This window comes from Pseudomonas sp. SWRI18, assembly GCF_014268345.1.
Taxonomy (GTDB): domain Bacteria; phylum Pseudomonadota; class Gammaproteobacteria; order Pseudomonadales; family Pseudomonadaceae; genus Aquipseudomonas; species Aquipseudomonas cedrina.
Window position 1 is genome coordinate 18,330 of the sequence record NZ_JACCQQ010000002.1, and the last position, 22,278, is coordinate 40,607.

Genomic DNA, 22,278 nt, shown 5'->3' on the forward strand with positions numbered 1-22,278 from the left:
CGTTAGCTTTCCATTGGCTAACCTCGCGAGAACTGCCTATGTCCATCGCCGAAAATCCTTACGCCACGCCGCAGTCCCGTCTGAGCTGGATGCCGGTTCGCCAACCCATGTTTTTGGTCGTGGCTCCGCGCAAATTTCTCTCCATGGTGTTGCTGACGCTGGGTGGCTACTTTGCCTATTGGCTCTACCGGCAATGGACGCTTTATCAGCAAGCTACCGGCAAGCGGCTGTGGCCCTGGGTTCGGGTGCTGTTCCCGGCGTGCTATTTTTGCTCGCTCATTCTTCGCGTGATGCAGGAACTGGAACAGGGTGAATCCGCCTATCACTGGTGGCCGCGTTGCCTGGCGGTGATGATCTTTGTGTGTGGGTGTTTGCCCCTCACGGTGTTGTGGCTGCTCTCACCGTTTGCGGCACTTGCTGTAGCGGCCTGCATTGCCGTGTTGCAAGTGGCGCTCGCGTTGCAGCTGCAGTGTGCGATCAATCACTTGGAACGCGATCCGGAGGGAGAGGGAAACGCATGCCTGACGCGTGCCAATTGGCTTGGAATAGCGGCTGGGCTATTGGGGTGGGGGCTGCTTGTTACAGCAGGTGTCTGGGGCGCCGGATGAGGGGCCCGCGTTTCAAGGGTTTTGTAAAAACACCACATACCCTCGAAACCACTCACTCCCTTGCAGATACTTCGGTTCCTCCCACGCCCCGCCCTGAATCAAGCCGACCTTGAACGCCAGCCCCAGGCGATTCATGCGTGGCAGGTACGCCGCGTAATCCGGGATGCTGTGGCGGCCCTGATAGGTCTGCACCACCACTTCATCCACCACGCCCTTGAGCTGGGCGATGGCGGCGGGGTCGGCGTTGCTGCTCCAGTCCATCAGGCCGGTGATGCTCAGGCGCAGGTCGCTGGGCAGGCGCTGGCGCAGGTCGCGCAGGAAGTGGGCGTATTCGTGCAGGTACTGGGTGCGGGCGTCGAAATCGATCTGAATGCCGACCACCGGGTTGCCTGCGTCGCGCCAGCGTTGCACCTGGCCGAACAATTGGCGGTAGACCTGCTCGGGCCAGTGCAGGGTGTGGGCGCGGTAGACGATCCAGATGTCGCCCTGGGTCAGGCGCGGCACGCTGATGCCTTGGGCGATCATCTGCACCCCACGCTGCGGGGCGCGGCGGGTGGAGTTGATCTGGCCCTGGAGGATATACAGCGTTTTGGCCTGCTTGAGCACCGGTTGTGGCGTGACGCCGCTCCACAGCCAGAAGGCATCATAGTCGCGGGCGTCGACGGCGCCGAAAGCCGGGCTTGCCAGCAACAGCAAGCCTAGCCACAGGTGCTTCACCAGTAGTACTGCAGCGATTTGCCCCACTGGGTGTCGGCGTGGTTGCTTTTGAGCTGACGGAACCAGGCTTTGCGCACTGCCGGCGTGACATCCTGGCCGCCACAGCTGTTGTAGCCCGACGGCGCATAGCAGTTGATGGCGCGGAACAGCGCGTAGGCCCTGTCATTCTTCGGCGCCTTGGCGTTACCGATCACCTGTTTGTAGCCGTCCAGGCGCGAGAACGTTTCACCCTTGAAGTCCGACGCGCTGCTGCCCAGGCTGCCAGCGGCGCGTGCCTGTTCCAACGGCATGCCGTCCAGGCCGTTGCGCAGGATGAACTCACCCATGCAATTGAGGCCTTGTGGGTTTTTGGCATCGCCCTGCAAGGTTGCGGCGATTTGCGCGATGCTTGGGCAGGCATAACCGGACTCGGCCTTGTCGCCGTTCCACTGGAACAGCTTCAAGGTCTGGCTGGCGCCGTAGACGTAGCCCAGGCTGGTGCCCAGTTTGTCTTCCGGAGCAGCGGCCGGCAGTTGCTTGAGGTCGTCGGCGAAGGTGGCGTACTGGCCGCGCAGCAGGTCTTTGTAGAGCAGCACGAACTGCGCCGTCTGGCGCTCCACCGGATCGCTCGCCTGGGCGATCTGCTGGCGCAGCAGCTCGGGGCCCGCCACGTTGCGCAACAGGATATAGCGCACTTGCCTGGCGCTGATCGGTGAGTCGGCGGCGAAGACCTTGGCCAGTTGACCACTGCGCTCATAATTCATGGCCAGGGCCAGCTCCAACTGGTCGCGTTGCAACGGCAGTTTCGCCAGGGGCAGCAGTTGCAGCCAGAGCGCTTCGGCGCCTTTCCAGTCTTGCTTGGCTTCCAGGGCCAGAGCGCGCAGGGTCTGCTGGCTGAAGGCGAAGTAATCCAGGCTCGTCGGCACGCTCTGCGGCAAGTGTTTCAACGCGGCGTCCGGCTGATGTTCGGTGTACAACGCATGCGTCGCCAGCAGGTAGTCGTACAGTTGCGGCGCGCCGGCGAACGCGGCTTTTTGCTTCTCCAGGTCGGCGCGGGAAAGGGCGGGTTGGTTGCCACCGCGCATCACCATCAGGTCGCTGACGAGTTGGATCATTGGCGTAGTGACGGTCTGGCTATTGACCATCAACAGCTTGAGATCAGCTTCTTCCACCAGTTCATCCACGGACACATTGCGCTGCGCGTTCGTTGCCTCGGTCATCGCCCAGGCGTAGGCCTCGGCGAGCTTGGCGTTGTCCCCGGCCAGCCAATACACGCGGCGCAACAGGCCACGGGCAGAGGCCACGTAGTCGCCTTGTGGATATTGTTTCAGGTAATTGAGAAAGCCCTGTTCGGCATCGCTCAGCGCCGACTTGTCCACCTGCTCCAGGCGCGGCATGCCGTACTCGTCGAAGGCTTCAGCCTGGGCCTGGTTCAAGGAAGTGCGCGCGGTCATGTACAGCGCAGTCTGCTGCAGCCAAGGCAGATTGCTCGTGCTGGCGGCGGCAAAACCGCGTTCGGCGTAACCAAAGCGACCGCTGTAGAAGTCGGCGGCGGCTTGCAGGTAAGTGCGCAACCGTTGGCCTTCGCTGGACTGGAACTGTTGGGCGTCGGCCACCTGGCCGTCCCAGGAACAGGCGGTAAGCAGCTTCAGGCGTGCCTTTACCAGCAACTCGCGTTCGGTCGCCGGTATATCGGCCTTGATCACCTGGCTGATAAACGCAGTGGCGCTGTCATCGTCGTTGCTGCGGCAGCGGCTGCCTTCGCCGTTAAGGAACGCTTCGCCTGCGGTTTTGTAGTCGTCGCGCTTGATGCCCAACGGTTGGAGCAACGTGTCGAGTTCAGCGGTGCGCGAATCATCCGGCGCGCTGTCGGGTTCGTCGTTCGTTGCGGGCACGGGCGCCAGGCGATAGACCGGGAAGGGCACCGGGCCAAAGCCCTGGGCCAGGTCATCTTCGCTCAAGGCGTTGGGCGTCAGGGGCGCAGCATTTTTGTCCGCCAGCAACAGGCGCAGGTTGACGCGGCTGTCGTTGCCCGGGCTGAGGAAGGGTTGGTTGCTGCACGAGTCGAGACTGTCACGCGCGACCCGCCAATCGGGGTAGCACGAGTCATCGGAACTGGCCTGGGCCTGTTGGGAAATTCCGGCGAGCAGTGCCAGTGCCAGGGGTGACAGGAAACCGATGCGCATGACGTGTCCTTGAGCCTGAGTCCGTGGAGGAGCGCAATAGTAGCGTGTTCCTACCACCGCTTCGGAGAAGCCCTGCACAAATTGTCGAATTGTCGGTCTATGAAGGCGAATCAAGGGCTTTTGCCCTAGAGTGGCGGTGTTTGCATTCAGGCAATCAAGGGTTGGGGAATCAAGGTGCGTCGGTCTGTGGTAGAGCGAAACGAAAAGGTCGGGGCATTACCCGCACTCAACCGCCTCACTTGGGAAGGTGCCGGCTGGATCAGCCGACTCTGGTGGGTGCCGATCCTGGCACTGGCTATCGCCCTGCGTTTTTACAACCTGACGGCAGCGGCCATTTGGGGCGATGAAGGCTCCAGCCTGTTGCTCAGCGAATACGCGTTGGCCGATTTGTGGTTCCACGCGGCGCACGACGTGCACCCTCCGCTGTACTTTGTCCTGTTGCGCAGCTGGATCGAGCTGTTCGGCGACAGTATCTGGTCGATTCGCGGCATGAGCGCCATTCCCGGTGTGATTGCCGTAGGGCTGGGCGTCTGGCTGACACGGCAATTGTCCACTCGGCGTGCGGCGGTGCTGGCGGGGATCCTGCTGGCGCTGCTGCCGACGGCGGTGCGCTACAGCCAGGAAGTGCGCATGTATTCGCTGCTGGCCGTGTGGTTGCTGGGCGCCACGCTGGCGCTGGTGTACTGGGTGCGGCAACCCGAGCGCACACGCTATCTGGCGGCGTATGTCGTATTGATGAGCGCTGGTTTCTATACCCATTACTTCACCGCCCTGTGCGTGCTGGTGCATTGGAGCTACCTAAGCGTGCTGGGTGTCACAACGGCGCGTGAACAGCGCCTGATCACGCGCCCGGCATGGTGGGTGGCCAACGCCACGATTGTGCTGTTGTTCCTGCCGTGGCTACCGAACCTGCTGGATCTGGTGCAGCACGTCGAACAACTCAAGGTGGGTGGCGACATCGGCTGGGAAGAGCCGGTCAACCTGCTCTCGCTGCCGTCGATGATCTGGCAGTTCATGCTGCAGGATGAAGGCATTGGGTTCTGGGCACCGTTGTTCTGGCTGTTTCCATTGCTGCTGGTGACGGTCGTCATGATCACCGCTTGGCGTGACCGCGAACGCTACCGTCCGGCCAGCCTGTTGGCGCTGTTTTTCCTGTTGCCGCTGTTGTTGGTGTACGGGGCGTCTTTTATTTCCCCGGTATTTATCGAGCGTTACCTGACGGTGTATGCCTTGGGCTTGCCGATCCTTTTCGCGATCGCAATCGACCGCTTGCCTTCACGCTTTTCTCTGCTGGGGGCGGCACTGTTTGTGCTGTTCGTAGGCGTGGAACTGGTCGGGTTGAAAAATAATTTTGCGGTGGATGAGCATGACCAATTCAACGTGCCGGTGGAGTTCGTCAACCGCAATTACCAGGAAGGCGACCGCATCGTCCTCAGCGACATGATGTGGTACTTGAGCTACGTGTATTACGACCAGACCGACGCTCAATTGCAGCTGTATACCCCGCCCAAACCCGACGGCACGCCAACCCGGCCCAACGCTTACGGTTTCGGCACCCTGGTGGACCAGGACGGCGGCCGCATCTACCTCGACCACCTGTCGGCGCTGCCCGCTGACACCCGCCGCGTGTGGCTGATCAGCAGCGTTGAGGCGCCAGATGAATTCGCCCCATTGCCCCCTGGCTGGCGCGAACTCAGTCGCCAGGAGGGCGGCGGCGCCAGGGCGCGATTGTTTGTGTTGTGCAATGTTGCGTCGGCGCAACCCGAAGGCTGCCGCTAGACTGAAATAATTCTTTGCGCTCAGGAGTCCCATTATGGAATCAAGCATGCATAGCCTGCCGTCACTGTTCAAACAGCTTGGGCTACCGGATGACCCGGTGAGCATCGAGAAATTCGTGACGGTTCACTCGCCGCTCAAGCCTGAGCTGAAACTGGCGGATGCGTTCTTCTGGACAGACAGCCAGAGAGCGTTTTTGCGCGAGGAGATTCTGGACGATGCGGATTGGGCGGTGGTGGTGGATGAGTTGAATTTGATGTTGCGGGGCGGGCGAGGGGTTTGAAGATGAATGGCGCCCATGGTGGACCGGTTGCCGTGCTCAGTCACAATCGTGTGATGAGCTATAGGGTTCCTGCCCACGTATTTGAAGCGATGATGGAGCGTCTGGATGACTTGGAATTGGCGGAACTTGTCCGCTCTCGCAGCCATGAGACGCCTGTACCGGTAAGTCTGGATGACCTTTGAAGCACTGCTGAGCTAAATGTGGGAGAGCCCTCCGAATCTCTGATTTGGCGCTGTCGCGCAGCAAACTGAGGTCTCTGTGGCGAGCGGGCTTGCCCCGCGTTGGGCTGCGCAGCAGCCCCAGTCAGCAGAATGCGGTGTATTAGATATTCCGCAGAGTCTGATTTTAGGGCTGCTGCGCAGCCCAACGCGGGGCAAGCCCGCTCCCACACTGGATTCTGTGGTGTTGCGGCTATCGCTGAAAATGCAACACCCGCACTCAAATGCGCTTTACTTATCACACCTTCCACCACCCATCCGCTAAATTGTTTCAAAACTTGACGCGTTTTGATCATTCCACCATATTGATAGTTAGCAAACTAACTGTATGCGAACGATCCAGTGCCTCAATCCCTCGAACAACTCCAGATGAACCTCAGCAGCAGCATGGTGGTGGGCGCCCGTAACTGGCGCAAAATCTGCCAGAGCACGCTGGTGAGCTATGGCATCTCCGAAGCCTGCGCCGTGCCGTTGTTGATGATCGGCCGCTTGGGCGACGGTGTGCACCAGGTAAAAGTCGCCCAGGCCTCGGGGATGGAAAGCCCGTCGCTGGTGCGCCTGCTCGACCGGCTGTGTACCGACGGCTACGTGTGCCGCACCGAAGACATCCATGATCGTCGCGCCAAGTCATTGAGCCTTACCGAGCGTGGCCGCGAACTGGTACACGCGGTGGAAGCGCAACTGGTGCGCCTGCGCAAGGACGTCCTGGCGAATATCGCGCCCGACGATCTGGAGGCCGCGCTGCGTGTGTTGCGCGCCTTCGAGGCGGCGACGCCGTGAATGGTTTTTTCACCGGCATGCCGCCTGCCAAAGACTGGTTCTACGGGGTTCGTACCTTTGCCGCGTCGATGATTGCCTTGTACATCGCCATGCTCATGCAAATGCCGCGTCCGTACTGGGCGATGGCCACGGTGTATATCGTGTCGAGCCCGTTTGTCGGCCCTACCAGTTCCAAGGCGCTGTACCGCGCCATCGGCACCTTCATGGGCGCGGCGGCGGCGGTGGTTTTCGTGCCGATGTTTGTGCAGTCGCCGTACCTGTTGGTGGTGGTGATTGCGCTGTGGACGGGCACGCTGTTGTTTCTGTCGATGCACCTGCGTACCGCCAACAATTACGCCCTGATGCTCGCCGGCTACACCTTGCCGCTGATCGCCCTGCCGGTGGTGGATAACCCGCTGGCGGTGTGGGACGTGGCCGAGGCGCGCACCGAAGAGATCTTCCTCGGCATCGCCGTGGCGGCGGTGGTGGGCGCGATGTTCTGGCCGCGCCGGCTGATGCCGGTGTTCGATGGCTCGGTGGCCAAGTGGTTTGCCGACGCGCAGGTCTACAGCCAGCGCTTCCTCACGCGCACGGTTGAGCCTGAAGAAATCAGCACCCTGCGCGGCGGTATGGTCGCCACCTTCAACACCCTCGAATTGATGATCGGCCAGTTGCCCCACGAAGGCGCCCGGCCGCAGACGGTGCGTAATACCAAGGAGCTGCGCGGGCGGATGATCCACCTGCTGCCGGTGATCGACGCCCTGGACGACGCGATCTATGCCATCGAACACCGTGCACCGGAGTTTCTCGATCAGTTCACGCCGCTGCTGGAAGCCGCCAGTGCCTGGCTGGAAAGCACAACAGAAAATGCCCCCTTGGAACGTTGGCGCGTGCTGCGCGACAAGATCGACGCCGCCCAACCCCAGGGCGAAGCGCTGGACGACCGCCACACGCTGCTCTTCTCCAACGCCCTTTACCGTCTGGCCGAATGGATCGACCTGTGGCAGGACTGCCGCAGCCTGCAAGCCGCCATCCAGTGCGAAAGCCAGGACACCTGGCGCGCCGTCTATCGCCACTGGCGGCTGGGCCGGCTCACGCCGTTCCTCGACCGTGGGCTGATGTTCTACTCGGCATTTTCCACCGTCACCGCGATCATCGTCGCCTCGGTGCTGTGGATTTTGCTGGGCTGGACCGACGGCGGCAGCGCAGTGATCCTGGCCGCCGTCGCCTGCAGTTTCTTCGCCTCGATGGACGACCCGGCGCCGCAGATCTACCGGTTCTTTTTCTGGACGGCCATGTCGGTGCTGTTCGCCAGCCTCTATCTGTTCCTGGTGCTGCCCAACCTGCATGATTTCCCGATGCTGGTGCTGGCGTTTGCCGTGCCGTTTATCTGCATCGGCACGCTCACCGTGCAGCCGCGTTTTTACCTGGGCATGTTGCTGACGCTGGTGAACACCTCGTCATTCATCAGCATCCAGGGCGCCTATGACGCCGACTTCCTCAACTTCGCCAACGTCAACCTGGCCGGTCCCGTGGGCCTGCTGTTCGCCTTTGTGTGGACGCTGATCGCGCGGCCCTTCGGTGCCGAGCTGGCGGCCAAGCGCCTGACCCGTTTCAGCTGGCGCGACATCGTCAGCCTCACGGAGCCGGCGACCCTCGCCGAACACCGGCACATGGCCGCGCAAATGCTCGACCGCCTGATGCAGCACCTGCCGCGCCTGGCGCTGATCAACCAGGACACCGGCACCGCCCTGCGCGATTTGCGCGTGGCGCTGAACCTGCTCGACCTGTTGGCCTATTCGCCGCGCGTGCTCGGTGTGCCACGGGTGCTGCTCAACCAGGTGGTGGAAGGCGTGGGCGGCTATTTCAAGGCCTGCCTCAAGGCCGGTGAACGCCTGCCGGCGCCCAGCGGTCTGCTGATGACGCTGGACCGCACGCGTCGCGCCCTCAACGGGCAAGGCCTGCAAGACGAAGACGACACCCGCCTGCACTTGCTGCATGCGCTGGCCGGTTTGCGCCTGGCGCTGTTGCCGGGCGTGGAGTTCATTGGCGGCGCCGAGCTGCAAGCGCCGCTGCCTGATGGAGCGCCTTTATGATCGGTGATCTGGATATCAGTGGGGTGTTCCTGCCCACGCTGCTGGTGCTGATGGGCATTACGTACGTGTTGTTCCTGGTGGTGCACGGGCTGTTGACCCGCGTCCACTTCTATCGCCTGGTCTGGCACCGGGCATTGTTCAATGTGGGGCTATACGCGCTGTTGCTGGGCGCGGTGGACTCACTCAGTCGATACCTGATGACATGAAAAAACCTTTTTTGACCATCGGCCGTGTGGTCCTCACGCTGTTGATCGTGACGTTTGCGGTCGTCGTTGTGTGGCGCATGGTCATGTACTACATGTTCGCGCCCTGGACCCGTGACGGCCACATCCGCGCCGACATCGTGCAGATCGCCCCGGACGTGTCCGGGCTGATCCAGCGCGTCGACGTGCGCGACAACCAGTTGGTGACCAAAGGCCAGGTGCTGTTCGCCGTCGACCAGGACCGTTTCAAGCTGGCCCTGCGCCAGGCCCAGGCCGCCGTCGCCGACCGCCAGGAAACCCTGGCCCAGGCCCAGCGCGAGTACAAGCGTAACCGTGGCCTGGGCAACCTGGTGCCCAGCGAGCAGTTGGAAGAAAGCCAGTCGCGCGTCGCCCGTGCCCAATCGGCCCTGGCCGAGGCCCAGGTAACGGTGGATTCGGCCCAGCTCAACCTCGACCGCTCGGTAATCCGCAGCCCCGTCGACGGCTACGTCAACGACCGGGCGCCGCGCACCCAGGAGTTCGTCACCGCCGGGCGCCCGGTGTTGTCGGTGGTCGACAGCAACTCGTTCCATATCGACGGCTATTTCGAAGAAACCAAGCTCGACGGCATCCATGTCGGCATGGACGTGGACATCCGCGTGATCGGCGACAACGCCCGCCTGCGCGGCCATGTGCAGAGCATCGTCGCCGGTATCGAAGACCGCGACCGCAGCAGCGGCTCCAACCTGTTGCCCAACGTCAACCCGGCGTTCAGCTGGGTGCGCCTGGCCCAGCGGATTCCGGTGCGCATCGCATTTGACGAGGTGCCGCCGGACTTCCGCATGATCGCCGGGCGAACCGCGACCGTCTCGATCATCGGCGATAAGGTTAAAGACGGAGGCACGCCATGAAGCAGCTGTGGGCAAGCGCCGCGCTGGGTTTGCTGCTGTCGGCCTGCCAGGCGGTGGGCCCGGACTACCAATTGCCGGACAAGGCCGCCATCAACCGGAGTGACCTGCAAGGCGAGTTGGCAGGCAAGGGCGGCAATGTGGTGTCGGCGCCGGTGCCGGCGGACTGGTGGAAGCTGTACAAAGACCCGCGCCTGGATGAGCTGGTGCGCCAGGCCATGGCGTCCAACACCGACCTGCGCGTGGCCGCCGCCAACCTGCAGCGGGCGCGCTTTCAAACCCAGCAAGCGCAATCGGCGGGTGGTTGGAGTGCTGGCGCCAAGGCAGAAGCCCAGCGCCTGCAGGAATCCGGCGAAGCGTTTTTGCTGGCTGACAAAGTCCCGGTGGATAACATCGGCAGCGTTGGTATCACCACGTCGTATCAATTCGACCTGTTTGGCACCTTGCAACGTGGCATCGAAAGCGCCCAGGCCAGCGCCGATGCCGCGCAAGCCGCCGCCGATATCGCGCGTATCACGCTAGTGGCGGACGTTGTGCGGTCCTACACCCAAGTGTGCGCGGCGAACGAAGAGCTGGCGATCGCTAACGAATCCCTTGAGCTGCAAGCCCAGAGCACGAAACTGACCCAGCGCCTGCGGGACGCCGGGCGGGGTGATGAAACCCAGGTGACGCGCTCGCAAACCCAATACAAATCCCTGCGCGCCGATATGCCGCGCTACCAGGCGTTGCGCCAGGCCGGGCTGTTCCGCCTGTCGATGCTGCTGGCCAAGCCGGTGGACCAATTGCCAGCGGGCACCAACACCTGCGCCGAACTGCCCCACATCGCCCAGCTGCTGCCGGTAGGTGACGGCGCGACCCTGCTCAAGCGCCGCCCGGATGTGCGCCAGGCCGAACGCCAACTCGCCGCGGCCACCGCGCGCATCGGCGTGGCCACCGGCGCGCTTTACCCGGATATCAGCATCGGCGCCACGGTGGGCACCGTGGGTCTGCTCGACAACCTTGGCCAACCGGCGACCAACCGCTGGGGTTTTGGCCCGATGATCAGCTGGACGGTGCCGACCAATGGCGCCCGCGCGCGCATCCACGAAGCCGAGGCCGCGACCCAGGGCGCCCTGGCGCACTTTGACGGCGTGGTGCTCAACGCCATCCGTGAAACCCAGACGGGCCTTGCGCAATACACCGCGCAACTGCAACGTCGCGACGCCCTCAGCGACGCTGGCGAGTCGGCCAAGGAAGCGGCGGCCCAGACCCATCGCTTCTTCCAGGCCGGCCGCGCATCGTTCCTGGCCGACCTGCAAGCCACCCGCACCTACACCGATGTGCGCGCGCAACTGGCAGCGGCCAACACCCAGGTTGCCATGAGCCAGATCGATCTGTTCCTGGCCCTGGGCGGCGGTTGGGAAAGCGGACGAACGCAAGCCTCACAGCCCGGCAAACCCTGAGCAGGTAGCTATGCTTTGTCAGGTGGAGCGTCCCCTTGTTTTCAGGGCGCTTCGCCTGATATCGCTTGCGTTGCTCATGGGGATCGCGAAATGAAAAACCCTTATGCTCCCGCGTTCTGGTGCGTGCTGTTCGCACTGGTGTTGTTATCGGCCGCTTATTTTTACGGCGTCATGCTCGCCCATCAACTCGACAAGGCCATGGTGTTTCTCGACAGCGCCTGCCTGGTCATCGGCACCCTGTCCATCGGCGTAGTGGCCTGGGCCTCCTACCAGAACCAGCGGGTCAAGAAAAAACTTCTCGAACAAGGCAAGACCCGGGTGGTGATCTGGGACACCAAGGTCGCGCTGCGCCGGGTCGAAACCGTGTTCGACCGCTATTTCTGGGGCAGCTATTGGCAGCCGGGGCGGACCTTCCAGGAAGTCATGGGTGACCTCACCGGCACGCCGCTGGAAAAAAGCCTCGAAGTCCTGAAAAAACAGTGCGTGGCCCTCGACCGGCAAGTCGCCGAAGGTAGGCACTGGCTGAATAACGCGCGGGAATTGTCCGACGTTGCAACGCAAATGGCCCGCGAGCGCTACCAGCTGGACTTCTGCGACCCCAAGTCCGACACCCCCGCAAACGCCGTGATACACCGCGAGTTTGAGGTGCTGGTATACACCTGGACGGCGCGCCTGAAGAGCTTCGACCACCAGCTCGATGAAATTGAGCTGGAGTACTCCTGAACTCCTGCTGAACCGATCCCTCTGAAAAGCTGGGCCGTTCGCGGCCGCCAGTGCTAATCTTCCCCCGTTTTCGGCGGGCTTGAGCCAACCCCCTCAGGGTTCAAGGAAGACAGCCCACTTCTCACAGGATTTGATCAGGTCACTTCATGAATAAGCCAGCCGTTGTTCTTTTGGGTTTCGTTGTCGCCGTGGGCGTCGTCAGTGCAGGCGGTGCCTGGTATACCGGCAAGCAGTTGGAGCCGGTGCTGCAAACGGCCGTGCAGGACGCCAACAAGGAACTGCAACGTTCCATGGCCGGCGTCGACGGCACCGTTGCCCTGGAGCTGGTGTCCCTGGACCGTGGCCTGTTCAGCAGCACCGCCCACTATCGCCTCACGGGCCAGGGCTCGTTTTTCGGCGAGCAGAACCCGAACCCCGAGCTGCTGATCGTCGACCATATCGAACACGGCCCGCTGCCATTCTCGCGCCTGGTCTCGCTCAAATGGCTGCCGGTCATGGCCACCAGTCACTATGAACTGGAAAAGAACGCCACCACCGAGAAATGGTTCGCCGCCGCCAAAGACAAATCGCCGCTCAAAGGCGTGGCCAATATCGGCTACAGCCGTTCGGTGAGCGGTAACCTCGAATTGCTGCCCCTGGACTTCAAGGACCCGACGTCCTCGGTGAGCTTCTCCGGCCTGAACCTGGATTTCGACAGCACCGCCGAAGGCAAGAAGGTCAAGGTTGATGGCTACATCAATAGCCTCAAGCTGGCGGTGGTTGACGCCAATGGCGCGCCGTTCGATGCCGAGTTCGCCGGCCTGACCGTGGCCAGCAACCTGGAGAAATCCACCTTTGGTTTCTACACCGGCCAGAACACCATCGAACTGACCGATACCAAGCTCACCTTCGGCCCGCAAAAAGCCGTACTGACCCTCAAGGGCTTCGAGCAGAAAGACAGCAGCGAAGTCAACGACAACATCATGGCCGGCCGCGTCGACTACAAGATCGACGAGATCGGTTATCAGGGCAAACCCGTCGGCTCCGCCGCCATGGCCCTGAGCCTGAAGAACATCGATGTGCCATCGAGCCTGCTGCTGACCAAGCTGTATCAGGACAAGATGCAGCCGGTGCAAGCCGCCGCCGCCGCGGGCCAGCCAGTGCCGGAGTTGCAACTGACCGAGGCCGAGCAAGCCCTGGCCGAAGCCAACGTCAACCAATTGCTGGCCGCCAAGCCGCACCTGGCGCTGGAAAACCTGTCGCTGAAAACCACCCACGGGGAGAGCAAATTCAACCTGGTGCTGGACCTGGCCAAGCCGGCCTCCATGGAACTGCCGCCGGTTGAACTGGGCAAGCAGATCGTTGCGCTGCTGGACGCCAACCTGACCCTGTCCAAGCCGATGATCGCCGACGTTGCCGCCTTGCAGGCGCAGGTGGGCGGTGTGACCGACCCTAAAGCCATCGAGCAGCAATCCCAGATGGCCAGCGAAATGGTCAGCGGCATGGCCGTTGGCACGCAACTGGCGACCCTGGTGGGCAGCGACGTGGTGTCCAAGCTGCATTACGCCAACAATGAAGTGACCTTCAACGGCCAGAAGATGACCGTCGAGCAGTTCATTGGCTTCGTGATGTCCAAGGTCGGCTCGGTGAGCGGCGCTCAGTAAGACTTCATAAATCGGGCCGCCCAAAGCGGTTCGATTGAAATGCAGTAAACAATGTGGGAGCGGGCTTGCTCGCGAAAGCGGTGTACCAGTCACCTGAGAGGTTGGCTGACACACCGCTTTCGCGAGCAAGCCCGCTCCCACATTTGGTTTGTGGCACTGGCCAGCAATTCTGAACAATTGTTCTGAATCTCCCTCCCCCTTTCTCCGCTAAGGGATAGTTCCCCCAGGAAAGCTAGGTCGGGTCCCGAGACGCCGACACCCTGATGCGCACCGCTCAGGCTCACCCATCGTTACAGCTTTCCTTGTAAGGAAGCCGACGATATGTTGCCAAACCCACCACTCAGTGCATCAGGCCGGTTGCGACTGCTCATCGGAGCAGCCTTGTGCAGCCAGTTGCTGATGCCCACCTTTGCGATGGCCGACCCGGCCTATGACGCCCTGATCATCCAGGCGCGCAATGGCAACTTCACGCCCGCCCTTACTCAACTGCGCCAACTGCCCGCCGAGCGCCAGACGCCAGGCCAGATCAGCGACCACCTGGTGATCGCCGGCTGGGCCGGCCAGGATGCCGAAGTGCTGAAGGTGTACGAAGCGCAAGGCCAGAATCGCAATTTGAACGCCCAGGCGCTGGCCACCGTCGCGCGTGCCTACCGCGACCAAAAAAAGTGGGCGCAGGCCGAAACGGTCTACCGCAAGGCGCTGCTGCGTGAACCGAACAATCTCGACCTGCAATTGGGCCTGGCCCTTACCCAGGCCGATTCAGGCAAAGCCACTGAAGCCGTGCAGCGCACCCGCGCGCTGGTCGCCGCCAAGCCCGATGACCCGAACCGGCGCATGGCCCTGGGCTACGCCCTGACCCGCGCGGGTTCGAACTACGACGCCCTGTTTGAATTCGACCAGGCCTTTATCCGCGCCGGCGACAAGCCCGAAGTCGCCCGCGAATACCTCGTGGCCCTGCAAAAGGCCCGCCTGCCGGAAGCCGCCTTGCGCCTGTCGGCCCAGCGCCCGGGGCTGATCGATGCCGTCACCCAGCGTCGCCTCGAAGGCGACCTGGCCGCCGAGCGCGTGCGCATGGCCGAGTTCGCCACGCGTACCGAGAAAGAACGCTTTGTGATCGCCGATCGCGCGCTTGCGGACTACGACCGACTGCTCGCCCGCTGGACCCCGGACGCCAGCGCCCAGGGCGACGTGATGATCTGGCGCATCGACCGCCTCGGCGCGCTCAAGGCGCGGGCGCGCACCGCCGAGGTGATTCGCGAGTACGAAGCCCTCAAGGCTCAAGGCGTGCAATTGCCGACCTACGCCGTCCGCTGGGTCGCTGCCGCCTACCTCGACCAGCGCCTGCCGGAAAAAGCCGCCCCGCTGTATCGCCAGGCGGTGACCGCTGCGGATGCCGACCCGGGCGATCATGTCAAAGACAGCTCCGCCCTGTTCTACGCCTTGCTGGAAAACGACCAGGTGGCAGAGGCGCGCGCGGTCGCCGATAACCTGGCCCGCACCGAGAAGCCCCGGGTTGAGCTCAAGGGCCTGCCCATCGGCAACCCCAACGATGAGTGGATGGACGCCCAGCAGTTGGCGGCCCAGGCCGGAACCTATGGCGATGACCTGGAGACCAGCGAAGAAAGCCTGGAAACCCTGGGCAACAAAGCCCCAGGCAGCATCGGCGTGCGTTTGGCGCAGGCCGAGATGTACCGTGCCCGCGAATGGCCAAGACGCGCCGAAGCGTCACTCAAGGAAACCGAAAACCAGAGCCCGCGCGACATCGGCGTGGAAATGTCCCAGGGCTTCACCGCTTTGGACCTGCAGGAGTGGCGTCAACTCGACCTGCTCGCCGATGACGTGGTCGCCCGCGCCCCTGAAAACCGCCAGGTCCAGCGCCTCGATCGCCTGCGCAAAGTGCACGACATGGCTGAAGTCCGCGTCGAGGCCTACACCGGCAAAAGCTTCGGCGGCAGCAATAACGAGGAGAGCGGCGCAATAACCGGCAGCCGTGACTGGGGCATTGAAAGCGTGATCTACACGCCGCCCATCGACGAAGACTGGCGGCTGTTCGCCGGCGCGGGCTACGGCACCGCCGAGTTTGCCGAAGGCACCGGCCATCACCGTTGGCAGCGCGTGGGCGTGGAACGGCGAACCCGTGACATGACCCTTGAAGCCGAGGTCTCCAACCATTCCTACGGCTTTGGCGCCAAGCAAGGCGCGCGCGTGTCGATTGCCCGCGACATCAACGACCACTGGCAATACGGCGGCAGCCTCGACTACCTCGCGGCGACCACCCCGTTGCGCGCGCTGAATGCTGACGTCACGGCCAACGGCGGCAGCGGTTTTATCCGCTGGCGCGCCAATGAAAGCCGTGAGTGGAGACTGGCCGTGAGCCCGTCCCATTTCAGCGACGGCAACGACCGCGTCGAAGCCTTGCTCACCGGCCGCGAGGGCATCTACAGCTCGCCCAAGGTGCAAGTGGAACTGGGCCTGGAGGTCAGCGCCAGCCGCAACAGCAAAGAAGACACGGCTTATTTCAACCCGAAGTCGGACTTCGGCGTGATGCCCACCGTCAACGTCAATCATGTGCTTTATCACCGCTACGAGACCCAGTGGAGTCAGCAGTTCCAGGTCGGCGCGGGCACTTATCGCCAGCAGGATTACTCCAGCGGCGGTGTCGGCTTGATCGGCTACGGCCAGCGTATTCGCTGGAACGACGTACTGGAAGCCGGCGCCAACCTGAGCCTGGTCAGCCGCACGTATGACGGCGATCGCGAACGCGATCTGCGCCTGCTCGTCGACCTCACTTACCGTTTTTAAAAGAGCCTGATCATGACCCTTCTCAGCCGTTGTCTGCTGGTCCTGGGCGTATTGCTGGCCAGCGCTTGCGCCCAGCAACCCGCGCCATTCACGCCACCCGCCGAGCGCCCGATACAGGCCAACGAAGCGCCGTGGCCGAAAAATCATTTTCTGGGCATTGCCTACCACGATGTCAGCGATAACGACCCCGACCAGGCGGTGGTGGCGGTACGCACCGAGCGTTTGATCGAACAGTTGGCCTGGCTGCGAGAGAACGGCTACCAGGCGGTCAGCGTGGACCAGATCCTCGCCGCGCGCCGGGGTGGGCCGACACTGCCGCCCAAGGCTGTGATGCTCAGCTTCGACGACGGTTACTCAAGTTTTTACACCCGCGTGATGCCGATTCTGCGCGCCTATAACTGGCCGGCGGTGCTCGCGCCGGTCGGTTCCTGGATCGACACGCCGCTGAACCAGCCGGTGGACTTCGCCGGCATGCCGCGGCCACGGGGCGAGTTCCTCACCTGGCAGCAGATCCGTGAAGTGTCGCGCTCCGGCCTGGTGGAAATTGCCGCCCACACCGACGCCAATCACAAGGGCATCCTGGCCAACCCCCAGGGCAACCTGGAGCCGGCCGCCACCACGCGCCGCTTCGATCCGGCGACCAATAGCTATGAAACCGAGGCGCAGTTCCAGGCGCGGATGCGCGCTGACGTGGTCGCGATCTCAAACAAGATCCGCGCCGTCACCGGCAAGGCGCCCCGCGTGTGGGTATGGCCGTATGGCGCGGCCGACGGCACTTCCCTGGCCGTGGTGGGTGAACAGGGCTATGAAATGGCGCTGACCCTGGACGACGGCCTCGACGACTCGAACAAGTTGATGAACAGCCCGCGCTTCCTGGTGGACTCCGACCCGGACGGCGAGCACTTCGCCAGCAGCATCGTCTCGGTGCAGGCCAAGGCGCCGATGCGCGTCATCCATGTGGACCTGGACCACGTCTACGACCCCGACCCGGCGCAACAGGCGCGCAACCTCGACGTGCTGGTGCAGCGTGTGGTGGACATGGGCTCGCCGACGGTGTTCCTGCAAGCCTACGCCGACCCCACGGGTGATGGCCTGGTGCGTTCGCTGTACTTCCCCAACCGTCACCTGCCGATGCGCGCCGACCTGTTCAACCGAGTCGCCTGGCAATTGCATACCCGGGCCCGCGCCAGCGTATTTGCGTGGATGCCGGTACTGAGTTTCGACCTTGATTCCAAGTTGCCGCGCGTGACACGTTGGGACCCGAAAACCGGCAAGGTGGGCACCGATCCGGATGATTACAAGCGCCTGTCGCCGTTCGACCCGAAAGTGCGGCAGATGATTGGCGAGATCTACCAGGACCTGGCGAGCTCCGGTAACAGTGGTGTCGACGGCGTGCTGTACCACGACGATGCCAAGCTGAGCGACTTTGAAGACGCCAGCCCCGCTGCGCTCAAGGCCTACGCCGCCCAGGGCCTGCCGGACAACATCGCCGCCCTGCGTGCCGACCCCGCCGTGATGCAGCGCTGGACCCGCTTCAAGAGCCGCTACCTGATCGACTTCACCAACGAGTTGACCGCCAAGTTCCGCGCCATCCGTGGGCCGCAGATACTGACGGCACGCAATCTCTTCGCCGAGCCGATGCTCAACCCCGGCAGCGAGGCCTGGTTCGCGCAGAACCTTGACGATTTCCTCCAGACCTACGACTGGACCGCGCCAATGGCCATGCCGTTGATGGAGGGTCAGGCATTGGCCAACTCCGACGCCTGGCTGGAAAAACTCGTGGCCACGGTCAAACAGCGCCCCGGCGCGCTGGAACGCACGGTGTTCGAACTGCAAGCCAAAGACTGGCGCACCAAGGCCGCGCCCGATATCAGCGGTGCGCAGTTGGCGCAATGGATGAACGTGCTCAAGCGCCAGGGGGTTACGAGTTTTGGTTATTACCCGGACAACTTCCTGGAAAACTCCCCGGACTTGAAGACTGTGCGTCCGGCCCTTTCCAACCAATGGAACCCTTGACCATGTTCGACAGAATCCTGGCTATATGCGTGCTGGCACTGGTATTGGGCGTGCCCCTGGGCCTGATCTTCCTGGTCACCGGGCAGTTCCTGATGGACTTCGTCTTCTTCTACCCGCTGTTCATGTCGGGGTTGTGGATCGCAGGCGGCTTGTACTTCTGGCTGCACTGGGAGCGCCACTGGCCCTGGGAAGAAGACACGCCGGCGCCGACCCTGGCCGGCAACCCGCTGATCTCGATCATCATCCCTTGCTACAACGAAGGGGATAACGTCGCCGACACCATGGAGGCCGCGCTGGCCCAGGTGTACCCGAACATCGAAGTGATCGCTGTCAACGACGGCTCCTCCGATAACACGGCGGCCGTCCTCGATGCCCTGGCCTTGCAGCACCCGCGCCTGCGCGTGCTGCACCTGGCGCAGAACCAGGGCAAGGCAGTGGCCTTGCGCATGGGCGCCGTGGCCGCGCGCAGCGAATACCTGGTGTGCATCGACGGTGATGCGCTGCTGGATAAAAACGCCGCAGCCTATATGGTCGCGCCGATGCTCGACAACCCGCGCCTGGGCGCCGTCACCGGCAACCCACGCATTCGCACGCGCTCGACCCTGATCGGTCGGGTGCAGGTCGGCGAGTTCTCGTCGATCATCGGCCTGATCAAGCGCACTCAGCGGGTTGTCGGTCGGATCTTCACGGTGTCCGGTGTGGTGGTGGCGTTCCGTAAAAAGGCGCTGGACCGCATCGACTACTGGAGCACCGACATGATCACCGAAGACATCGATGTCAGTTGGAAGCTGCAGCTCGATCACTGGAGCATCTTCTACGAGCCGCGCGCGCTGTGCTGGATCCTCATGCCCGAAACCGTCGCAGGCTTGTGGCGCCAGCGTTTGCGCTGGGCCCAGGGCGGCGCCGAAGTGCTGTTCAAGAACATCCGCGGGATCTGGCAATGGCGTCATCGCTACCTGTGGCCGCTCTTGTTCGAATACTGCCTGTCCACCGGCTGGGCCTTCACCTTCATGCTGTCGGTGATCTTCTGGGGCGTGGGCAAATTCGTCCCGCTGCCACAAGCGATTGCCGTCGACTCGTTGATGCCGCCGGCGTTTACCGGGCTGGTATTGGCGATGGTCTGCCTGTTGCAGTTTGCGGTGAGCATCCTGATCGACCGCCGTTACGAGAAAGACCTGTGGAAAACCCTGTTCTGGACGGTGTGGTACCCCATGGTGTTCTGGCTGGTCAGCCTGTTTACCACCCTGGTCAGCTTTCCCAAGGTGTTGTTCAACCAACACCAGAAGCGCGCGCGCTGGGTCAGCCCGGATCGCGGAATCAAACCGCTCAGTGAGGAGGCGTGATCATGAAACTGGTCAGAACCCGCCAACGTTCCGTGATGTGGGTCATCGATGTGCTGTTGACCCTGATGGCCTGGGCCGGCTTGATCTGGTTGCTGGCGCGCGGGATCAACTCGATATTGCAGACCCACGGTGGCCCTCGATTCGAGGCGCCTATTTTCGCCGCGCTCAACACCCTGCAGATCTACCTGTGGATCGCGGTGTTCAACGCCATCATCCTGATCAGTTGGGCGCGCTACCAGCAACGTCGTGGCCGCAAGTTTGCCCAGCGCCGCGCCGAGGCCAAGGCGCTCAGCGACCAGCACCTGAGCGAGAGCTTCAGCCTCGCTGAAGGCGACCTTGAGCAGTTGCGCCGGCCGGGTGTGCTGGTGATCCATAACGACGATGAGGGCGGTGTGGCGCAAGTGACGTCCCATGTCTCGCGCGATGTGGAAAAACCGGGGCTCACCCTGGTGCCGGGCAACGTCCAGAACAAAGACGCCAGCTAAGGAACAGCACTGGAAGATCATTCCCATGCAATGTGGGAATGATCGTGTTCAATCCGGTAAATGCGACCCAAATCACAAAACCCTCGCGAACTTTTCTGCTTTTTTCGGTACTAACTTATCTCAGCAAGAACTTGATGGCCAAATAATGGCAAATTATAAGTTCTATGATGAATACCGATCAACAGTGCTGCCGCTTGTCGGAAGAATACTTCCAGTGACAGGCCGAGTATCTTCTTGGTTGTTTTTATTCATTATTAATCAATGGGTTACACGAGTATTTAGTGCGAGCACCCAACTAACTCCGTTTTTTGAGTTATCGGAAGTTCGATGCTAGTTTGCCGGCCCCTGATCTTCGATGGATCGAATATGTCTTTTTTATTGCCACGGACCCGGTATCTGCTGTGCACTTTCATGCTCGCTTATATGAGCCTGAACAGCGCCACGGCCGCCCCTACGCCAGGGGATCAGGACCTGATTCGCGACCGCCAGAACCGCCTCCTGGAAGAGCAGCGGCGGCGCCTGGACGAACTCCAAGACTTGCCCGGCAAAGGCGATCAGTCCCAGGCCCCGGCCACACCCGCCGACACCCGTTGCTTCCCGATCAAAGACATCGAACTCAAGGGCGCCGACAGTCTGTCAGCCGGCGACCGCACCCTTCTGCTCAAGCCCTATATCGGCCAGTGCCTGGGCGTTCCACAGCTCAATGAGCTGCTCAAGGTCATCACCGACTATTACATCGCCAAGGGCCATGTCACCAGTCGTGCCTATTTGCCGCAGCAAGACCTTTCCAGCGGCCACCTGCAGGTGCTGGTGGTGGAAGGCAAGCTCGAAGGCTTGAAGGGCGCGCAGGGCAGCAACCTGACCGACCGCGAGCTGGCCATGGCGTTTCCCGGCGACATCGGCGGAGCGCTTAACCTGCGGGAAATCGAGCAACTGGTCGACCAGCTCAGCCGTTTGCCCTCCAAACAGGCGCAGATGGAACTGACCCCTGGCAGCCAGATCGGCGGCAGTGAAGTATTGGTCAAGAACGTGCCGCAAAAGCCCTGGCGCGCCAGCCTGTCGCGCAACAACGACGGCCAGAAGAGCACCGGCGAACAACAATGGGGCGCGGGCCTGGAGTGGGACAGCCCGCTGGGCCTGGCCGATCAGCTGATTTTGCGCGGTGGCCACGACGCCATCAGCGACCATCAGAAAACCTCCAACAGCAGCATGTTCTATTACAACCTGCCGTGGGGCTGGTGGAACTTCAGTTACACCTACAGCGAGAGCGAATACCGCACCTTCCTCATGCTGGACGACCTGAAGGTCAAGCAGAATGGTGACAGCCAGAACCATCAACTGCGGGCCGAGCGGGTGATCCATCGCGACGAGGTGAGCAAGACGTCGGTCAACGTCGGCCTGACTCACCTGCGCACCAACAACTACCTGCTCGACTCGCGCCTGGCGACCAGCAGCAACCGGCTCAGTGAATTTCAGGTCGGCATCACCCACGGGCGACGCATCGGCAATGCCTTCGTCAACCTGGACGTGGGCATGCAAAACGGCATTGGCGCCTTTGACGCGCAAAGCGACCAGCAGGTGCGGGATGCCAACGGCAACCTTACGGCGACCCCGCGCTATCGCAAATACACCGCCACGATGAGCTACCTGCAGCCCTTCACGTTGTGGGGCGAGTCGCTGAGTTTTTCCAGCCTCGCCACCGGACAGCGCAGTGAAGACGTGCTGTACCCCGCGCAACGCATGAGCCTGGGAGGCTCTTACTCGGTGCGCGGCTTCAAGGACCAGCAACTGAACGGCGACAGCGGTGGTTACTGGCGCAACGAAGTGCGCTGGGCGCGCCCGGTAACCCTCGACTGGATGCGCCCGGCCTTCGCCGAATACGGCGCCAGCGTCGGTTACGACCAGGGCGTGATCAGCAACGATCGCTACAACGATGACGAGCATGGTCGCGTGTCGAGTAACTCCCTGGAGTTGTTCGCGCGCGGTAAAAACGTCAGCACCAGCGTGACCTTTGCCCATTCCCTGGAGCGACCTGGCGTGGTGACCGAGCGCGAAGCGCCGATCTATTTCCGCCTGGATTTCTTCCTGTAATCAACACCGCTGCCTTGAGAT

Annotated in this window: 17 protein-coding genes and 1 pseudogene; 16 read left to right on the forward strand and 2 right to left on the reverse strand. The window is 62.4% G+C overall.

The window, feature by feature from the left end; translation table 11 throughout:
* Positions 1–38 precede the first annotated feature (38 nt).
* Positions 39–608 (forward strand): hypothetical protein, encoded by a 570-nt coding sequence (locus tag H0Z09_RS02755; RefSeq protein ID WP_186687054.1) that lies wholly within the window; start codon positions 39–41, stop codon positions 606–608.
* 12 nt (positions 609–620) lie between these two features.
* Here H0Z09_RS02755 and H0Z09_RS02760 read toward each other — a convergent pair whose 3' ends face one another.
* Both H0Z09_RS02760 and H0Z09_RS02765 read right to left on the reverse strand, forming a co-directional pair.
* On the reverse strand, positions 621–1,325 hold the full coding sequence (locus H0Z09_RS02760; protein WP_186687056.1) for a DUF3142 domain-containing protein: 705 nt from the start codon (positions 1,323–1,325) through the stop codon (positions 621–623).
* Entirely contained in the window at positions 1,322–3,490 is a 2,169-nt protein-coding gene (locus tag H0Z09_RS02765; RefSeq protein WP_186687058.1) for an outer membrane assembly lipoprotein YfiO, read from the reverse strand. Before H0Z09_RS02765 ends, H0Z09_RS02760 begins: the two co-directional genes overlap by 4 nt.
* 174 nt (positions 3,491–3,664) lie before the next feature.
* Between H0Z09_RS02765 and H0Z09_RS02770 the strand changes: the two genes are divergently transcribed.
* The 15 genes and pseudogenes from H0Z09_RS02770 (at position 3,665) to H0Z09_RS02835 (ending at position 22,257) form a co-directional block, all read left to right on the forward strand.
* The gene (locus tag H0Z09_RS02770) at positions 3,665–5,269 is read left to right on the forward strand and encodes a glycosyltransferase family 39 protein (protein ID WP_186687061.1); all 1,605 of its coding nucleotides are present in this window, start codon (positions 3,665–3,667) and stop codon (positions 5,267–5,269) included.
* Between the two features lie 34 nt (positions 5,270–5,303).
* On the forward strand, positions 5,304–5,549 hold the full coding sequence (locus H0Z09_RS02775) for a DUF2789 domain-containing protein (RefSeq protein WP_076951488.1): 246 nt from the start codon (positions 5,304–5,306) through the stop codon (positions 5,547–5,549).
* Between the two features lie 8 nt (positions 5,550–5,557).
* A pseudogene (locus H0Z09_RS27250) lies at positions 5,558–5,731 on the forward strand (antitoxin); the annotation flags it as partial.
* Between the two features lie 405 nt (positions 5,732–6,136).
* The gene (locus H0Z09_RS02780; protein ID WP_186687064.1) at positions 6,137–6,547 is read left to right on the forward strand and encodes a MarR family transcriptional regulator; all 411 of its coding nucleotides are present in this window, start codon (positions 6,137–6,139) and stop codon (positions 6,545–6,547) included.
* Positions 6,544–8,622 (forward strand): FUSC family protein, encoded by a 2,079-nt coding sequence (locus H0Z09_RS02785; protein WP_186687067.1) that lies wholly within the window; start codon positions 6,544–6,546, stop codon positions 8,620–8,622. The genes H0Z09_RS02780 and H0Z09_RS02785 overlap by 4 nt, the downstream gene beginning before the upstream one ends.
* On the forward strand, positions 8,619–8,828 hold the full coding sequence (locus tag H0Z09_RS02790) for a DUF1656 domain-containing protein (RefSeq protein ID WP_012721577.1): 210 nt from the start codon (positions 8,619–8,621) through the stop codon (positions 8,826–8,828). The genes H0Z09_RS02785 and H0Z09_RS02790 overlap by 4 nt, the downstream gene beginning before the upstream one ends.
* The gene (locus H0Z09_RS02795; protein WP_186687070.1) at positions 8,825–9,715 is read left to right on the forward strand and encodes an HlyD family secretion protein; all 891 of its coding nucleotides are present in this window, start codon (positions 8,825–8,827) and stop codon (positions 9,713–9,715) included. The genes H0Z09_RS02790 and H0Z09_RS02795 overlap by 4 nt, the downstream gene beginning before the upstream one ends.
* Positions 9,712–11,154, forward strand: a complete 1,443-nt coding sequence (locus H0Z09_RS02800) for an efflux transporter outer membrane subunit (RefSeq protein ID WP_186687073.1) — start codon at positions 9,712–9,714, stop codon at positions 11,152–11,154. The genes H0Z09_RS02795 and H0Z09_RS02800 overlap by 4 nt, the downstream gene beginning before the upstream one ends.
* Before the next feature lie 90 nt (positions 11,155–11,244).
* Positions 11,245–11,877 (forward strand): NADH:ubiquinone oxidoreductase subunit N, encoded by a 633-nt coding sequence (locus tag H0Z09_RS02805; protein ID WP_076951497.1) that lies wholly within the window; start codon positions 11,245–11,247, stop codon positions 11,875–11,877.
* Positions 11,878–12,023: 146 nt separating this feature from the next.
* The gene (locus H0Z09_RS02810; RefSeq protein WP_186687076.1) at positions 12,024–13,520 is read left to right on the forward strand and encodes a YdgA family protein; all 1,497 of its coding nucleotides are present in this window, start codon (positions 12,024–12,026) and stop codon (positions 13,518–13,520) included.
* A 321-nt stretch (positions 13,521–13,841) separates the two neighbouring features.
* A complete protein-coding gene (pgaA, locus tag H0Z09_RS02815) occupies positions 13,842–16,322 on the forward strand; it encodes a poly-beta-1,6 N-acetyl-D-glucosamine export porin PgaA (protein WP_186687085.1) in 2,481 nt (826 codons plus the stop codon).
* Between the two features lie 12 nt (positions 16,323–16,334).
* Positions 16,335–18,338 carry a poly-beta-1,6-N-acetyl-D-glucosamine N-deacetylase PgaB gene (gene pgaB, locus H0Z09_RS02820; RefSeq protein WP_186687088.1) on the forward strand — a complete coding sequence of 668 codons (2,004 nt, stop codon included), beginning with the start codon at positions 16,335–16,337 and terminating at the stop codon, positions 18,336–18,338.
* 2 nt (positions 18,339–18,340) lie between these two features.
* Positions 18,341–19,681 carry a poly-beta-1,6-N-acetyl-D-glucosamine synthase gene (gene pgaC, locus H0Z09_RS02825; RefSeq protein WP_186687090.1) on the forward strand — a complete coding sequence of 447 codons (1,341 nt, stop codon included), beginning with the start codon at positions 18,341–18,343 and terminating at the stop codon, positions 19,679–19,681.
* Between the two features lie 2 nt (positions 19,682–19,683).
* Entirely contained in the window at positions 19,684–20,166 is a 483-nt protein-coding gene (gene pgaD, locus H0Z09_RS02830; protein WP_186687094.1) for a poly-beta-1,6-N-acetyl-D-glucosamine biosynthesis protein PgaD, read from the forward strand.
* Between the two features lie 366 nt (positions 20,167–20,532).
* Entirely contained in the window at positions 20,533–22,257 is a 1,725-nt protein-coding gene (locus H0Z09_RS02835) for a ShlB/FhaC/HecB family hemolysin secretion/activation protein (protein WP_273016546.1), read from the forward strand.
* Positions 22,258–22,278: the final 21 nt, after the last annotated feature.

Excerpts from the sequence above, each read along its gene's own strand:
- H0Z09_RS02795 (WP_186687070.1), top strand. The coding sequence starts at position 8,825 with ATGAAAAAACCTTTTTTGACCATCGGCCGTGTGGTCCTCACGCTGTTG.
- H0Z09_RS02765 (WP_186687058.1), bottom strand. The coding sequence starts at position 3,490 with ATGCGCATCGGTTTCCTGTCACCCCTGGCACTGGCACTGCTCGCCGGA.
- H0Z09_RS02780 (WP_186687064.1), top strand. The coding sequence starts at position 6,137 with ATGAACCTCAGCAGCAGCATGGTGGTGGGCGCCCGTAACTGGCGCAAA.
- H0Z09_RS02775 (WP_076951488.1), top strand. The coding sequence starts at position 5,304 with ATGGAATCAAGCATGCATAGCCTGCCGTCACTGTTCAAACAGCTTGGG.
- pgaB (WP_186687088.1), top strand. The coding sequence starts at position 16,335 with ATGACCCTTCTCAGCCGTTGTCTGCTGGTCCTGGGCGTATTGCTGGCC.
- H0Z09_RS02835 (WP_273016546.1), top strand. The coding sequence starts at position 20,533 with ATGTCTTTTTTATTGCCACGGACCCGGTATCTGCTGTGCACTTTCATG.
- H0Z09_RS02805 (WP_076951497.1), top strand. The coding sequence starts at position 11,245 with ATGAAAAACCCTTATGCTCCCGCGTTCTGGTGCGTGCTGTTCGCACTG.
- pgaA (WP_186687085.1), top strand. The coding sequence starts at position 13,842 with ATGTTGCCAAACCCACCACTCAGTGCATCAGGCCGGTTGCGACTGCTC.
- H0Z09_RS02755 (WP_186687054.1), top strand. The coding sequence starts at position 39 with ATGTCCATCGCCGAAAATCCTTACGCCACGCCGCAGTCCCGTCTGAGC.
- pgaC (WP_186687090.1), top strand. The coding sequence starts at position 18,341 with ATGTTCGACAGAATCCTGGCTATATGCGTGCTGGCACTGGTATTGGGC.
- pgaD (WP_186687094.1), top strand. The coding sequence starts at position 19,684 with ATGAAACTGGTCAGAACCCGCCAACGTTCCGTGATGTGGGTCATCGAT.
- H0Z09_RS02790 (WP_012721577.1), top strand. The coding sequence starts at position 8,619 with ATGATCGGTGATCTGGATATCAGTGGGGTGTTCCTGCCCACGCTGCTG.
- H0Z09_RS02800 (WP_186687073.1), top strand. The coding sequence starts at position 9,712 with ATGAAGCAGCTGTGGGCAAGCGCCGCGCTGGGTTTGCTGCTGTCGGCC.
- H0Z09_RS02810 (WP_186687076.1), top strand. The coding sequence starts at position 12,024 with ATGAATAAGCCAGCCGTTGTTCTTTTGGGTTTCGTTGTCGCCGTGGGC.